Source organism: Aquirufa ecclesiirivi (genome assembly GCF_011250515.1).
GTDB classification, from domain to species: Bacteria; Bacteroidota; Bacteroidia; order Cytophagales; family Spirosomataceae; genus Aquirufa; species Aquirufa ecclesiirivi.
The window spans coordinates 161,694-176,195 of record NZ_JAANOP010000006.1 but is presented as its reverse complement, the minus strand read 5'-3'; the positions used below and the strand labels follow the sequence as shown (position 1 = coordinate 176,195).

Below are 14,502 nucleotides of genomic sequence, written 5' to 3'. Positions count from 1 at the left end.
CATTCTAACAAAAATGCTAAAATAATTGGCATTTTTGCATTTATTGACCCATTTTATTTGCCAAATATTAAAAATTTACAATAATTGTAGGGTTCGTTACCAATTTGGCGGTACATTATTTTTTGAAAAAGGGACCATAAAAAAAATCAAGTTCTCTTCCCTCGAAATTTCTTAACTTGCAGGCTGAATTTTTGAAGCATGAACACAAATAAACCTTTGATTGGTATTAGCCTAGGTGATTACAATGGCATAGGCCCAGAGATCATTTTAAAAGCATTGGGTAGCCCAAGAATTTTGAAATGGTGTACGCCTGTCATTTATGGTTCCAAAAAGGTCTTGGATTTTTATCGTCAAAAATTAGAACTGAAAGATTGGTCCATTAAAATCATAGATAATTTAAATCAGGTTCAAGAGGGTCAGAGTTATTTAATGAAGGCTTGGGACGATAAGGACACGGTAGTAGAACCGGGCAAAGTAACTCCAGAAGCTGGAAAAGCGGCTTTTGATTGTTTAGAATTGGCTATCAAAGATTTAGATCGTGGTTTGTTGTCGGCTTTGGTCACTGCACCAATTAACAAACACAACATCCAATCGGAGGAATTCTCCTTCCCTGGACATACAGAATATTTAACCGAACGTTTTGATGCTAAATCATCCTTGATGATGATGGTGAGTGACAACCTGCGCATGGGAGTTGCTACGGGACATATGCCTTTGCAAGAAGTAAGTAATGCCCTGAATGCTGCATTGCTGAAAGATAAAATCAACTTGTTTTTAAAGAGTTTAAAGGAAGATTTCTCCATCGATAAGCCCAAATTAGCTGTTTTAGGACTAAACCCACATGCTGGTGAATCTGGCTTATTAGGAAAAGAGGAATTAGAAATCATTCAACCTGTCATCGATGAGTTTAGGAGCAAAGGAAATTTAGTGTTTGGTCCCTATCCTGCAGATGGTTTTTTTGGTAAAGCACAATTCAAAGAATTTGACGGCGTTTTAGGGATGTATCATGACCAAGGATTGATTCCATTTAAATACATTGCTTTTGATACAGGTGTCAACTTCACAGCGGGACTTCCTATCATTAGAACATCCCCAGATCATGGAACTGCTTATGATATTGCTGGTAAAAATGAAGCAGACCCAAGTTCTTTCATGCATGCCATCTTTTTGGCACTCGATTTAGTAAAAAACAGAATGCAAGCATAAGATGCCCGCCCAAGTCCTAATCATTGATGAAGTACATGAATCCATGGCCCAAGGCTTGGAGGCTATGCAATTTTCTGTGGTGGATGGTAGTACTTGGAGCAAAGAGGAAATCATCCATCAAATTCCAATATTTGAGGGTTTGGTGGTAAGGAGTAAACTCAAAATAGATGCTTCATTTCTAGCAAAAGCCGATTCCCTTCGATTTATCGCCCGAGCTGGCGCAGGTTTGGATTTGATTGATTTAGAAGCGGCGAGTCAAAGAAATATCGAAGTATTTGCCGCGAATGAAGGAAATAAAGAAGCTGTGGCCGAACATGTCATTGGTCAATTATTAAGCTTAGCTCATCGTTTGCATAAATCTGACCGAGAAGTGCGACAAGGTATTTGGGATAGAGAAGGAAATAGAGGTTGGGAGATTTCAGGTAAAACCATTGGCATCATTGGTTATGGCCACATGGGGCAATCAGTAGCCTTTCGATTGAGCTCCTTTGGATCAACCATTTTAGCTTATGACAAATACCAGCCTGTTAGTCAATATAGTGCCGAAATGCAGGATATTTTCAATCAGGCAGATATCGTTTCTTTGCATATTCCTTTAACCGATGAAACGCGTGGCATGGTGAATGAACAATGGCTTTCTCAATTCAAAAAGCCGATTGTTTTGATTAATAGTTCACGTGGTGCAATTAGTCCATTACCTGCCCTATTAATAGGATTAGAAAAGGGGCAAATTCAAGGATTGATCCTAGATGTGTTGCCCAATGAAAAAATTAACACTTGGTCAGAAGAAGAAAAAGCACTTTTCAACAAAATCAGTTCGTTTCCTGCTACCCTATTCAGTCCACACGTAGCTGGATGGACAAACGAAAGTTACCGCAAAATCAACGAGGTACTTCTTGCCAAAATTAAAGCCTTTTATACTGCATGAATTACCCAGAAGGATTAGCCGACAAAATTGGCTTTAGCCATGTTCAGGCCGATATCAAAGCGGCATGTCTCAGCCAGATGGGAGTAGAATTTGCGGAGAAAATGCGCTTTTCGAACCGATTCCCTTTGGTGAAACAATGGGTCAATCAAGTGCATGAAATGAAGCAATTGATGGCTGAGCGTGGAGGTGAATGGCCACAAGTAGATTACTATGATTTACGTCCTTGGCTCGCCCCCTTAACATTGGAAGGCAATTACTTATCAGCTGACCAATGGAGAGATTGGCAAAGAGGATTAGAAGTACTATATCAATGCATTCGCTTCTTTCATTTATTGGATGCAGAAAGCTACCCAGAATTACATCAATTAACCCGCCAATATTCCCAGAAAATTGCTGAAATATCCGATCAAGATTACATGCAATTATTGCCTGTACTTCAGGAATTAGGGAGAGTTTTTGATGCCAATGGGCAAATTAAAGAAAATGCTTCTTCCGAATTGGGTGAGATTCGACGGAAAAAAAATGCGGAAGAGCAAGGCCTGAGAAAGAAGTTGGATAGCTTATTGAATCAAGCGCAACAACAAGGCTGGATTTCTAAGGATTTCTCATTGACGCTTCGGAATGGACGGATGGTGATTCCTTTAGCCGCCGAACATAAACGTAAAATTAAAGGCTTTGTCCAAGATGAATCCGACACTGGTAAAACGGTCTTTCTAGAACCAGCCGATGCCCTAACGGCCAATAATGAAATTAAATCATTGGAGTCCGCTGAAAAAAGAGAGATCATTCAAATACTTTCACGTTTGTCGGACCGAGTTAGACCCATGGTCCCAATGCTGGCTCAATGGCTACAGTGGTTAGGATTAATTGATTTTATACGTGCTAAAGCCCTATGGGCTCAAGAGCACCGTGCCATTTTACCTCATCTACAAGAGATCCCAAGTTTAGACTGGCGAAATGCCCGTCATCCTTTGTTGGAAAAATCTTTGGAGAAAATAGGCAAGAAAATCAAGCCATTGTCGATTCATTTGGACGAAAAAAAGCGCCTCATGGTGGTTTCAGGGCCTAATGCAGGAGGTAAATCAGTGACACTTAGTACGGTTGGACTTTTACAATATCTCTTCCAATCGGGCTGTTTGGTTCCTATTGAAGAAGGTTCTAGCATGGGTTTCTTTCAGCAAATTTTCCTAGATATGGGGGATGAGCAGAATTTAGAAAATGAATTAAGTACCTATAGTTCTCACTTGAGTAATATGCGCTACTTCCTTCAACATGCCAATGCCAAAACCTTAGTGCTGGTGGATGAATTTGGAACAGGTACCGAACCCTCTTTGGGTGGAGCTATTGCAGAAGCAATCCTAGAGAAATTAGCCGATAAAGGTTGCTATGGGGCTATCAATACCCACTTTGGCAATTTGAAAAGTTTAGCCGATCGAAAAGAAGGATTGTTCAATGCCGCTATGCGCTATGATACCGCCCATTTGGAACCCATGTTTATACTCGATATGGGAAAACCGGGTAGTTCATTCGCCTTTGAAATTGCCCAAAAAATAGGTTTACCAGCAGGGATCATTGAAAATGCCCGGAAAAAATTGGGCAAAAAGCAGGTCGATTTTGATAAATTATTATTAGAAACAGAAACTGAAAAGCAGATTTGGCAGAGTAAAAACAATAGCCTTAGTCTTCAAAATGAACAAGTAGATGCCATCAAGCAACAGTATGAGCACTTGAAAAATCATTTGCAAGATGAGCAAAAAAACATCATTAATAAGGCTAAAGCTGAAGCCAAGCAATTGGTCAAAGAAGCCAATCAACGCATTGAGCAAACCATTCGAGAAATCAAAGAAAAGGCGGCAGGCAAGGAAGCAACCAAAGTAATTCGAGAGAAGTTGGATGATTTTGCGCAAAAATCACTGATTGAAGCCCCCGTAAAACCAAAACCCTCTTCGAATCCTGTAGTCAAGGTCATTAGCGGTCCCATTACCGTAGGTGATTGGGTGGCGATTCAAGATGGAGGAAGTGACCCCACCGTAGGACAAGTATTGGAAATTAAAGGAAAAGATGCTTTACTGGCATTGGGCTCTATTAGCTCGACAATCAAGTTAAAGCGCTTACAAAAAGTACAAGCGCCTAAATCGGAGAAAACAAAAACTTCTCCATTAAAAGGCATTGATATTAATGATAGGATGGCTCAATTTAGCTTAACGCTGGATTTACGAGGTAAAAGAGGAGAGGAAGTCTGGGTAACTTTGGATCAATACATCAATGATGTGCTACTTTTAGGAGCACCCGAAGTGCGCATATTGCATGGCAAGGGAGATGGTATCTTACGGAGTTTGGTCAGAGAACAATTAAAACGCTACGCTCAAATTAAGCAGGTTCAGGATGAGCATGCTGACCGTGGAGGTGCTGGCATCAGTGTCATTACGATGAAATAGCCGAAAATCTTCCTGCATTCATGCATCGATTAATAAAAAAATACTGACCTTTGTCCCTGATTTTTTACACTTAACAATACATTATGTCTATTGCAAAAACTGGCGACCAGGTTGCCGTTCATTACACAGGAAAACATACCGATGGCAGTATCTTTGATTCATCCGTAGGAAGTAACCCATTAGAATTCCAATTAGGTTCAGGCATGGTTATCAAAGGATTTGATGATGGTGTAACGGGTATGGCTATTGGTGAGAAAAAAACCATTACCATTCCAGCAGCGGAAGCATATGGTGAGCATTCTCCAGAAAACACTTTGACCATTGAAAGAAACCAAATTCCATCGCATATTCCAGTAGAATTAGGCGTTACTTTAAACATGCACCAAGATGGTGGACATGTTCTTGAGGTAACTGTTACTGATTTGACAGATACACATGTGACTTTGGATGCGAATCATCCTATGGCTGGAAAAGATTTAACTTTTGAATTAGAATTAGTCGCGATTAAATAATTCCCTCAGTATGAAAATTGATTTTCGTTCCTTTTTGCCTCACGGTTTAGTCATACTAGGCTTTGTCATCATTGCATTTATATACTGCGGTCCCGTGTTAGAAGGGAAAGTATTAATTCAGCACGACATACAGCAGGCGCAAGCTGCGGCAAGGGAAAGTGTTCAATTTAAAAATGAAACGGGACAAGACGCTTGGTGGACCAATTCCATGTTTAGTGGAATGCCGTCTTACCAGATTTCAGGATCTTATCCCAACAGTATCTCCAGCTACCTTGGTAGCTGGATTACAAATATCCTACCTAACCCTGTCAATCTAATTTTTTTACAATTGCTTGGCATGTACCTGTTTTTATGGGCCATGGGCATCTCTCCTATCTTAGGATTTGCTGGTGCTGTTGCCTATGCATTTGCCACTTACAACATGGTCATCATACCAGCAGGACATACTTCTAAAGTTTTAGCTTTGGCTTATGCTCCTGTGGTTTTAGCGGGTTTACGACTGTGCTGGGGTCAAAGAAAATGGCTGGGTTTGGCTATTTTCACCTTGGGTATGGCACTTGAATTATATGCTAACCACATTCAAATTACCTATTATTTATTTTTCATCATAGGCGCCATCAAGCTTTACTTATTGAGTGAAGCCATTAAAACGGGACAGTTTAAACGTTGGCTAATCAATGGACTGCTGATGGCTTTAGGTTTAGTTTTGGCTTTAGGCACTCATACCATGCGTTTATGGAATAACTATGAGTATAGTAAAGAAACGACAAGAGGACCTTCCGAATTAAAAGCAAACGCGTCTCGTGGAGATGGACTGGATAAAGGATATGCCTTTGATTGGTCTTATGGAATAGCAGAAACAGGGACTTTATTAATACCGAATTTCATGGGTGGTGCTTCTCAAGGCGATTTGGGAGGAACAAAATCCAACACCTTTAAAACCATGACAGATGCTGGAATACCAGAAGAACAGACTTTGGGTTTTGTAGAAAAAGGATTTACCTATTGGGGAGAGCAAAGTTATACGGCAGGACCAGCTTATGCTGGCGCTGTTATCATCTTCTTATTTTTGTTTGCAGCGCTCTATGTAAAAAGTAAAGAAAAATGGTGGATCATCTTCATCACGGTATTATTTACCACCTTTTCATGGGGGAAAAACTTTGGCTTTAATGGCTTTTTGTTCGACTATTTTCCACTTTTCAACAAGTTTAGAGCCATTACCATGGTCTTGTCTTTTGTACAATTTGGATTGGTCGCCCTAGCCATGTTGGGCTTGATTCAATTATCCAAGGAGAAACCCAGCTTTCAACAGATCAAGCAACCTTTATTCATCTCCTTTGGTCTAACCGCAGGCTTATGCCTTGTTTTAGCCATCTTGCCTGACTTATTTCTTTCGTTCAAAGGACCTCAGGATGGTATGCAATTAATACAAGATGCCAATCTGAACTCTGCCATTTGGAATAGCATTCGTCTGGACCGTATTGCCTTATTTACATCTGATGCTTGGAGAAGCTTTTTCTTCATTTTGTTTGCAGCGGCTTTAGTATTTGTCAGCACTTTAGAAAAAGTCAAAAAGAGTATTTGGGTATTTGGCATCGTACTTTTATTGGTCTTAGATGTGGCGCCCGTGGCTAAGCGCTATTTTGGAAAAGATTTTTTTGTTTCTAAAAGTACATTAGAAGAACAAATTGAACCTAGTCCAGCCGATCAGCAAATATTATCCGACAAAAGTCAATTCCGAGTACTGAATTCAACGGTGTCATTTATGAATGATGCCACTACCAGTTATTACCACCATTCGATTGGAGGATATCACGGGGCTAAGCTTCGTCGATACCAAGAATTGGTTGAAAAATATTTTACTGGAAGTCCTGCGCAAATGACTGTATTGAATATGTTGAATACCAAATATGTGATTGGTATGGATTCTACTAACAGACCTATTGCTCAAACTAATCCAACAGCCTTAGGTAATGCTTGGGTAGTATCTCAAATCAAATGGACCAATAATGCTGATGAGGCCTTGAATGCCATTGAGAAAATTAACCCAGCACAAGAAGCCATTTTGGAAATTCGAGACAAAAAATACCTAGGCAATTTCCAGCCTCTTCCTAGTTCTGGACAAGTTTCTTTAAGTCAATATGCCCCAAATAAATTAACTTATCAAAGCCAATTAAGTGCATCAGGACTAGTCGTTTTCTCCGAAATTTATTACCGTGGAAATCAAGATTGGAAGGCCTATATTGATGGCAAAGAAATGCCACATGTAAGAGCTAATTATGTATTACGCGCCATGGTTGTTCCGGCAGGTAAACATCAAATTGAATTTAAGTTCGCACCTAATTCAGTAGAAACGGGTGGTAAAATAGATGGATTAGCCTCCATAGGATTGATTATATTCTTAGGATTGTCCTTGGGATTAGAGTTTAGAAAAAAGAAAGTTTAAGTATATGATTTATTCGATGACCGGTTTTGGGAAGGCCCAAAAAGAAATACAAGATCTTCAAATCAAAGTAGAGGTCAAGAGTTTGAATTCCAAGTTCACCGATTTATTTTGTCGCTTACCGAAATCGCTTTCTGCCAGAGAAATTGAAGTAAGAAATTACCTCACTCAGCAATTAGAACGAGGAAAAATAGAGTTATCATTGACTATGCAAAAAGCCTCGGAAACGGTTTCTACCAGCTTATTGCCTGAAAAGCATATTGAAGAACTATTCAGTGAATTAAAGCGAGTAGCGAAGCAAGTTGGAGTAGAGTCTGTCAATGAAACCGCCTTGTATTTACATGCCTTATCCATGCCTAATACCATTCAAGCAGAACAAACGCAAGAAACGGAGGAAGAGGTCGAAGCACTTTGGCAATCCATCTTTGAGATCGTACAAGAAGCAACACAAGAATGTAAAGCTTTTCGTTTACGCGAAGGGAATGTGGTAGAGGAGAAGTTCAAGGAGTACATCGCTGCTATTAAATTGGGCTTAGATGCCGTAAAAGAGCAAGATTTGATCCGTATGCCTAATATCCGTGAACGGATGAAAAAGTCTTTATTAGACTTAGGATTGAACGAAGATTTTGATCAGAATCGTTTCGAACAAGAGGTGGTCTATTACATCGAGAAATTCGATATATCAGAAGAAAAAGTTCGCTTAGCGACTCACCTAGAGTATTTCTTAGAAGTTTTGAAAGAAGGAAATGGTAAAAAATTAAACTTCATGGCTCAAGAAATTGGCCGAGAAATCAATACCATTGGTTCCAAAGCCAATGATTCGCACATCCAACGGATCGTGGTTAACATGAAAGACGAATTGGAAAAAATCAAGGAGCAAACAGCGAATGTTTTATAAATGTAGAATGAAGAATGTAGAATGAAGAATGAAGAATTAAGAATGTAGAATGAAGAATTAAGAATGAATAATGTAAAATTTTCACTTACTAAACAGTGAAAAGAAATATAAAACTTAACCAATTATTCTACATTCTACATTACCCCTACTGTCAAGCTCAGACCTGTTCTGAATTCCCCGTCATAGTAAAATTCAAAAGCATATTTTCCGGGCATATCTAATTTGGAATGAACTAAATTCCAAATGATATTCAAGGTGGTATGATCCGCATTGGGATTCTTTACTACAGTGAACTCGCCTTTGAAAGGCTCATGGAAATTATCACCCTCTGGATTTAAGGCATCTATTTGAAAATAATGCAATCCCGCCTCTTTATTCGCTATACGAATACGTGCTACAATGGCGCAAGAGGGATGTATGGCAGGAAACTCTTTGGCTGTGATATTATCAAAGGTGCCATTGATCACCAATTTACCTTGTCCATAGTCGGCAGCAAAATCTGCCAAAGTGAATATTTCTACTTCCATATATATTTCTTTAAAGCAATAATAGCACAATGGCGATGCAGCCTAAACTAATTCCAATGCTCTGTCGACCGCTAATTTTCTCCTTAAAAAACAAATAAGCAACGGCCGTGGAGCCAACAATAACACCAATATTAAAAATGGGTAAAACAATAGCCCCATTGTTTCCAAAGTAATCCAAGGTTTTCAATAAAAAATAAAAGGAGAAGAAATTTGGCAACCCTAGAGGCAAAGCCGCTATTACAGAAGCTTTATTCCAAGTAAATTTCCCGAGGATCGTTCCTCGAATTAATTCTAACACCGATGCACCAATCGCCCCAGCGACGATCATCAGCATAAAAGGAATGGTTCCTCCTGCTTCAGTCGCAACCTCCGCATTCAAAAAATTAAAGGCAGTATTGGTAATCCCATAACCAACAAAAACCAATAATAAGGCAGTCAAAGACTTATTTTGCCCCTTTCCATCTATTTGAGGACTACAAAAATAAATGGCCCCAAAAGCTAAAAGTAAACCAACGATTATTTGCCAAGTCCAATCAGCTCCTCCCCGATTCCAAATTAATAAATTAAATAGCACAGGTATAACCAAAGAGATATTGTTAGCCAGTGAGGTGGTGGCCATCCCGTTTTTCTGGGTAGAAAAACCTGTTAGTAAGAAAGTCACTACAAAACCCAAACCTAGGGCCAACATTCCCATGGAATAGGACATATCAGGCCAATGAAAAGGTAAGGCATTGGGCCGAACTGCCCAGCCTGTTAAAAAACAAATGGGATAATTTAAAAGTATGGTCAAACTAGTATCCACGCCAAATTTGGCATGCATCCGAAAATTAACCAATAATAAAATGGCAAAGAAAACACTTAAAACAAAGTATATCATGACCTTATGATTGTTGCACCAAATCCTTCAAGAAACTTACCCATTCAGGAGAATTATTCAAACTTTCCACCAATTGCCAATGCTCCCCTCCTGCTTCTTCAAACAATTCCTTGTATTCTTCCCCTACCTCAATGGTCGTTTCTAAACAATCAGCCACAAAGGCTGGAGAAAAAGCCAATATCTTCTTATTCCCTTCTTTCACTAATTTTTTAATGGTCTCATCGGTATACGGCTGAAGCCAAGGGTCTCTACCTAATCGACTTTGAAATGCCGTTCCAAATGTTCCATCTTTCAATCCCATCTCCTTAGCAATCAAACGAGTGGTTTCAAAGCATTGGGCACGATAACATCCGTGATTTTTCTCCGTGATTTGTTCACAACAAGTACCAAATACACAGGTATTTTTTGTGATATCCCCATTTCGAATGTGGCGTTCAGGAACCCCATGATACGAAAACAAGTAATAATCAAAGTCATGTTCAGCTTGGTATTTCTTAGCTTTTTCAGCAAAATATGCAGCAAAACCCGGGCGTTGATAAAAATAACTCACCAAGGAAATATTGGGCATGATTTGCCATGAACTCATCAATTCCATCACACGTTCATACACAGAACCTGTAGTGGCAGAGGCATACTGAGGAAACAATGGAATGATGATCAGTTTGTCTAATTGCATCTTTTCCATTTCCTTCAAAACCGAAGGTAAATCGGGGCTTTGATAGCGCATAGCTAATTTAACCACGTATTCCGAACCTAGACTCTTTTGTAATTCATCCCGTACATCCTCTCCGTAAAACTTTAATGGGGAACCTCGTTCTTCCCATAACTGCTGGTAAATCTTAGCTGATTTAGGGGCACGAAAGGGAGCTATGATGCCATTCACCAAAAGAAACCTAAATGGATATGGAATATCGATTACCCTACCATCCATTAAAAATTCTCGCAAATATCGACGTACAGAACCAGTATCCGGAGCATCCGGAGTACCTAAATTAACCAATAAAACTCCTATCATATATACCTAATTTGCCGCAAAGATGATGCAAAAATCTTATAAAGTCCACCCTTCTGGTGTAATCTTTGTTCTTGTTGGCCCTTCAAAGCAAGGAACTCGGTCTTGACAACCTGGAGAAACTCCAGGACAGAAAAACATTTCACCAGGAACTTGTGGAATAAATGCCTTTTCTCCTGGAGGAATACCCTTAGTTCTGTCAATATAAAAGATTTTCTTACTGACAGAGAAAACATTAAAGATTCCTAAAATCTTTTCCGTAGGATTCGTTACCGATTTCACATTGACACTAAACCGAGTTTCGGCAGGAACATCAAACAAGGAACCGCTAGATTGTACTTGAGCGATCAAACTTTGATAAAATGTAAACGCATTTTTGGAAATACCCCTTTGCTCTAAACGAAAGTAATAAGGCGTATAATTATCAAAGGGAGCACGAGCTACCTGACGACCTACAATGCGTTGACCATTGGTCAAAACATCTGAAAATACATTCAAATCATTATTGGTCATAATATCCCAACATTTACCATCACAGGTATAGTTCAAGATTTGATCCGTAGCTACTGCAGGTGTAATACACGTATTTTGTCTGAAATTCCAAGTTCCACCACCTCCGCAGGAAGCGCATATGGAAATAGGCTCATAATGTTTCCAATTCCACATATAGTAATCTCCTTCTTTGGGACTGTCTTTGAAATCAAGGTAAACGGTATATCCAGCCCGACGAACATCCCCTTGGGAATATTGATCCAATACTTCAAATTGAGTAACAATATTTTCAATCTCAGGTACAGGGTTCATCTCTTCTGGACTACTTTGGTACTGACGTCCATCCAAGGTTTTGATGTATAATTGATAGGTAGAACCCACTTTACCTGCAAAACCTGTTGGCGGCAAATAGGTACCTGCTGCAACACCCGTCACTTCTTTAAAGGTAGTTTTAATACCTGCTTGATCAACAATGTACACATCGGCTTTCGTCACAGGTAATGAAAGTACCGACATGATTTTATTGGCTGAACTGGTCAAGCGAATTTTACAAAGGCTTGGGTCATTAACAATGTCCGCCTCAATGGTCATGTAGGAAGTCGAGTCTATTTGTGCAAAATCCTTGATGGGATTAATGCAGGCCCAAGTCATAAAAACCAAGGCAAAACTCAAGAAAATATAGCTAGTTAACTTAGTAGGCATTTCTATAAAAATTTAAAATTATAGGTCAAAGAAACAAATGGGGCTGCAAATACACTTAGCTCATAGGCTTGTAGTGCTTGCTTATTCGATTTAAAGAATACCGAATAAGGGTTTTGTCTACCATATAAATTATATACGGTAAAGACCCAACTTCCCTCCCATCTCTTTTTTACCATGGATGGGTTACTGATGGTCCATGAAAAATCCAAACGATGGTAATCTCGAATTCGGTCATTGTTACGTGAAGCAAAAACAGGATATCGCTTTCCTCCTATCTCATAACTTCCTGATGGAGAAGAGAATGGACGACCCGTATTGTAAGCAAATGTAAACGAGAAACTATGGTGTGTGGTTGGTTGAATATTCAACATCATATTAAAGGTATGAGGCTTGTCATAATTGGTAGCAAACCATTCCCCACCATTGATCGCTTGAATCTCTGGAAAATCCCCAATCATTTGATTGAAAGCACGAGCATAGGTATAACTTACCCAGCCTGAAACTTCCCCTTTCTTCTTTTGAACCATTAACTCGACCCCATAAGCCTTGCTTTTCCCAGTAATCAATTGAGTTTCTATCGTTGGATTCAATTGCAAATTAGCTCCAGAAACAAAATCAAGTGTGTTTCTAACATCTCGGTAATAGGTTTCCAAGGATGCTTCGTACACATTCTCATTATAGGTTTTAAAAAATCCTAAGGAATAAAAATCCGATTGCTGTGGCTTGATGAATGAATCAGCCGTTTTCCAACGAGAAGTAGGTAATGGTGTCGTATTATTGGAGAGCAATTGGAAGAATTGCTGCATACGATTATAGCCAAATTTCATAGTGGTGTTCTCCGCTAAGGAATACTTCATGGTCAAACGGGGCTCTAAGCCACCATAAGAAGCCATCACTTCCCCATCACCATATACTTTTTTTCCAATGATGGAATTAGTAGATGGCATCCTACCTGGAGCGTATTCATTGACAATACCTGCACCTAAACGCCAATATTGAGCATATCGTAATCCAGCTTGAATGGTAAACTTAGGACTAACAGTCCATTCATCATCTGCATAAATAGCTGCTTCAACAGACTGTTCATCAGGTAAAACCACTCTAGCTACACGAGAAACCACCCCATCATTCAAAGATCCGGGCTTCACATAATAGCGCGTAGCCATGGCCCCAAAATTCATTTTATGACTTTCTCTAGGCTGGTAATCAAAGCTCATGTGTACATTTTTGTAATCAATGGAGCTAAGTAAATCGATGGTATTGACTGTATCAGGAGAATAGGTTTTCGTTTTATATAAAGTGCTAGTAGCACTTAACATCATATTCAGTTTATCTGAAAAATAATGATTCCAATGTATGGCTACGTTATTATGTCCATAATCAAAGGATGTCCTTTTAGCAATAACGTTTTCGATACTAAATAAAGAATCTACCCGATAGAAATCTTGACTTAAATAATTGGAAATGGAAATCGTATTTTTATTGTTAGGGCGATAAAAAACTTTAGTCGCCACATCCATGAAATTGGCCCGGATATTCTTTAATTCCGTTGGTGCAAACCATTTGAACATAAAATCATTGACAGAAAGTCGACCAGCAACTAATATGGATAATTTCTCCTTGATGATAGGAATCTCTGCCATCACACGGTTGGAAACCAAACCAATTCCTCCCTGCATTTTAAACTTATCCGTATTGGGTTCGATCATTTTGATGTCCAAAACCGCCGCCGTTCTTCCTCCAAAACGGGAAGGAACGCCTCCTTTATATAATTCTAAATCCCTAATGGCATCTGAGGCAAACACCGAAAACAAGCCAAACATGTGAGTTGGGTTGAAAATGGGCGTATTATCAATGAAAATCAGGTTTTGATCCACATTGGAACCACGAATATTTAAACCATTCGCTCCTTCACCCACAGAAGAAACCCCAGGGAGTGTTTGTAAACTTCGAATCACATCAACCTCCCCCATCATGGTAGGAAGCTTTTTAATTCCTTTTAAACTCAGGACAGTAACTCCCAAAGAAGGAGTTTGAATATCCCGCTTGGTCGCCGCACTAGAAACTATCACTTCTTCTAACTGCTTTGTGACATCGTTTAATTGGGCATGAAGTGTGGTATTCGTTTTGATGTATATCTTTGCCCTAAATGGATTATATCCTACATGGCTAATTTTAACCACAAATTCACCATATGGTAAGTAAATACGGTATTGACCTAAGGAGTCCGTTGTTGTTCCTGATTTCTTAAAATCAACAGAAATATCCGCCCCACGAAGCGGTTCCCCTGTTTGAGCATCAGTAACTTTTCCTTCTAAATAAGGTAAGGTGGTAGTGGTGGATTGTGAATAGCTTTTGTGAAAGATGAAAAGACAACATAAGACACAAAAGACTCTAGTAAAGAGTTTTATCATACTTTGGTTTGAGGTAATAAAACCAATGATACGTATAATACCTGATAAGTAGA

General features: G+C 39.3%; 11 protein-coding genes. 6 read left to right on the top strand and 5 right to left on the bottom strand.

Annotated elements, in window-relative coordinates; translation table 11 throughout:
• Positions 1–198 precede the first annotated feature (198 nt).
• The 6 genes from pdxA (at position 199) to G9H65_RS09920 (ending at position 8,425) form a co-directional block, all read left to right on the top strand.
• Positions 199–1,206 carry a 4-hydroxythreonine-4-phosphate dehydrogenase PdxA gene (gene pdxA, locus G9H65_RS09945; protein ID WP_166375185.1) on the top strand — a complete coding sequence of 336 codons (1,008 nt, stop codon included), beginning with the start codon at positions 199–201 and terminating at the stop codon, positions 1,204–1,206.
• A gap of 1 nt (position 1,207) precedes the next feature.
• Positions 1,208–2,134, top strand: coding sequence for an NAD(P)-dependent oxidoreductase (locus G9H65_RS09940; protein ID WP_166375184.1), 927 nt, complete (start codon positions 1,208–1,210; stop codon positions 2,132–2,134).
• Positions 2,131–4,572 carry an endonuclease MutS2 gene (locus G9H65_RS09935; protein WP_166375183.1) on the top strand — a complete coding sequence of 814 codons (2,442 nt, stop codon included), beginning with the start codon at positions 2,131–2,133 and terminating at the stop codon, positions 4,570–4,572. The genes G9H65_RS09940 and G9H65_RS09935 overlap by 4 nt, the downstream gene beginning before the upstream one ends.
• A gap of 83 nt (positions 4,573–4,655) precedes the next feature.
• Complete coding sequence (locus G9H65_RS09930) at positions 4,656–5,084, top strand: FKBP-type peptidyl-prolyl cis-trans isomerase (RefSeq protein WP_166375182.1); 429 nt, start codon at positions 4,656–4,658, stop codon at positions 5,082–5,084.
• 10 nt (positions 5,085–5,094) lie between these two features.
• On the top strand, positions 5,095–7,530 hold the full coding sequence (locus G9H65_RS09925) for a glycosyltransferase family protein (protein ID WP_166375181.1): 2,436 nt from the start codon (positions 5,095–5,097) through the stop codon (positions 7,528–7,530).
• A 4-nt stretch (positions 7,531–7,534) separates the two neighbouring features.
• Positions 7,535–8,425, top strand: a complete 891-nt coding sequence (locus G9H65_RS09920; protein WP_166375180.1) for a YicC/YloC family endoribonuclease — start codon at positions 7,535–7,537, stop codon at positions 8,423–8,425.
• Positions 8,426–8,559: 134 nt separating this feature from the next.
• On the opposite strand, the gene G9H65_RS09915 is transcribed toward G9H65_RS09920, so the two are convergent.
• The 5 genes from G9H65_RS09915 to G9H65_RS09895 are packed head-to-tail and all read right to left on the bottom strand — an operon-like array spanning position 8,560 to position 14,449.
• Entirely contained in the window at positions 8,560–8,952 is a 393-nt protein-coding gene (locus tag G9H65_RS09915) for a DUF6941 family protein (protein ID WP_166375179.1), read from the bottom strand.
• Positions 8,953–8,962: 10 nt separating this feature from the next.
• On the bottom strand, positions 8,963–9,829 hold the full coding sequence (locus tag G9H65_RS09910; RefSeq protein ID WP_166375178.1) for an EamA/RhaT family transporter: 867 nt from the start codon (positions 9,827–9,829) through the stop codon (positions 8,963–8,965).
• A 4-nt stretch (positions 9,830–9,833) separates the two neighbouring features.
• Positions 9,834–10,844 (bottom strand): ferrochelatase, encoded by a 1,011-nt coding sequence (gene hemH, locus G9H65_RS09905; RefSeq protein WP_166375177.1) that lies wholly within the window; start codon positions 10,842–10,844, stop codon positions 9,834–9,836.
• Between the two features lie 36 nt (positions 10,845–10,880).
• Positions 10,881–12,035 carry a DUF4249 domain-containing protein gene (locus tag G9H65_RS09900; protein WP_166375176.1) on the bottom strand — a complete coding sequence of 385 codons (1,155 nt, stop codon included), beginning with the start codon at positions 12,033–12,035 and terminating at the stop codon, positions 10,881–10,883.
• A gap of 2 nt (positions 12,036–12,037) precedes the next feature.
• The gene (locus G9H65_RS09895; RefSeq protein ID WP_166375175.1) at positions 12,038–14,449 is read right to left on the bottom strand and encodes a TonB-dependent receptor; all 2,412 of its coding nucleotides are present in this window, start codon (positions 14,447–14,449) and stop codon (positions 12,038–12,040) included.
• Positions 14,450–14,502: the final 53 nt, after the last annotated feature.

Coding starts and splice junctions, on each gene's coding strand:
- pdxA (WP_166375185.1), top strand. CDS start 199: ATGAACACAAATAAACCTTTGATTGGTATTAGCCTAGGTGATTACAAT.
- G9H65_RS09940 (WP_166375184.1), top strand. CDS start 1,208: ATGCCCGCCCAAGTCCTAATCATTGATGAAGTACATGAATCCATGGCC.
- G9H65_RS09935 (WP_166375183.1), top strand. CDS start 2,131: ATGAATTACCCAGAAGGATTAGCCGACAAAATTGGCTTTAGCCATGTT.
- G9H65_RS09930 (WP_166375182.1), top strand. CDS start 4,656: ATGTCTATTGCAAAAACTGGCGACCAGGTTGCCGTTCATTACACAGGA.
- G9H65_RS09925 (WP_166375181.1), top strand. CDS start 5,095: ATGAAAATTGATTTTCGTTCCTTTTTGCCTCACGGTTTAGTCATACTA.
- G9H65_RS09920 (WP_166375180.1), top strand. CDS start 7,535: ATGATTTATTCGATGACCGGTTTTGGGAAGGCCCAAAAAGAAATACAA.
- G9H65_RS09915 (WP_166375179.1), bottom strand. CDS start 8,952: ATGGAAGTAGAAATATTCACTTTGGCAGATTTTGCTGCCGACTATGGA.
- G9H65_RS09910 (WP_166375178.1), bottom strand. CDS start 9,829: ATGATATACTTTGTTTTAAGTGTTTTCTTTGCCATTTTATTATTGGTT.
- hemH (WP_166375177.1), bottom strand. CDS start 10,844: ATGATAGGAGTTTTATTGGTTAATTTAGGTACTCCGGATGCTCCGGAT.
- G9H65_RS09900 (WP_166375176.1), bottom strand. CDS start 12,035: ATGCCTACTAAGTTAACTAGCTATATTTTCTTGAGTTTTGCCTTGGTT.
- G9H65_RS09895 (WP_166375175.1), bottom strand. CDS start 14,449: ATGATAAAACTCTTTACTAGAGTCTTTTGTGTCTTATGTTGTCTTTTC.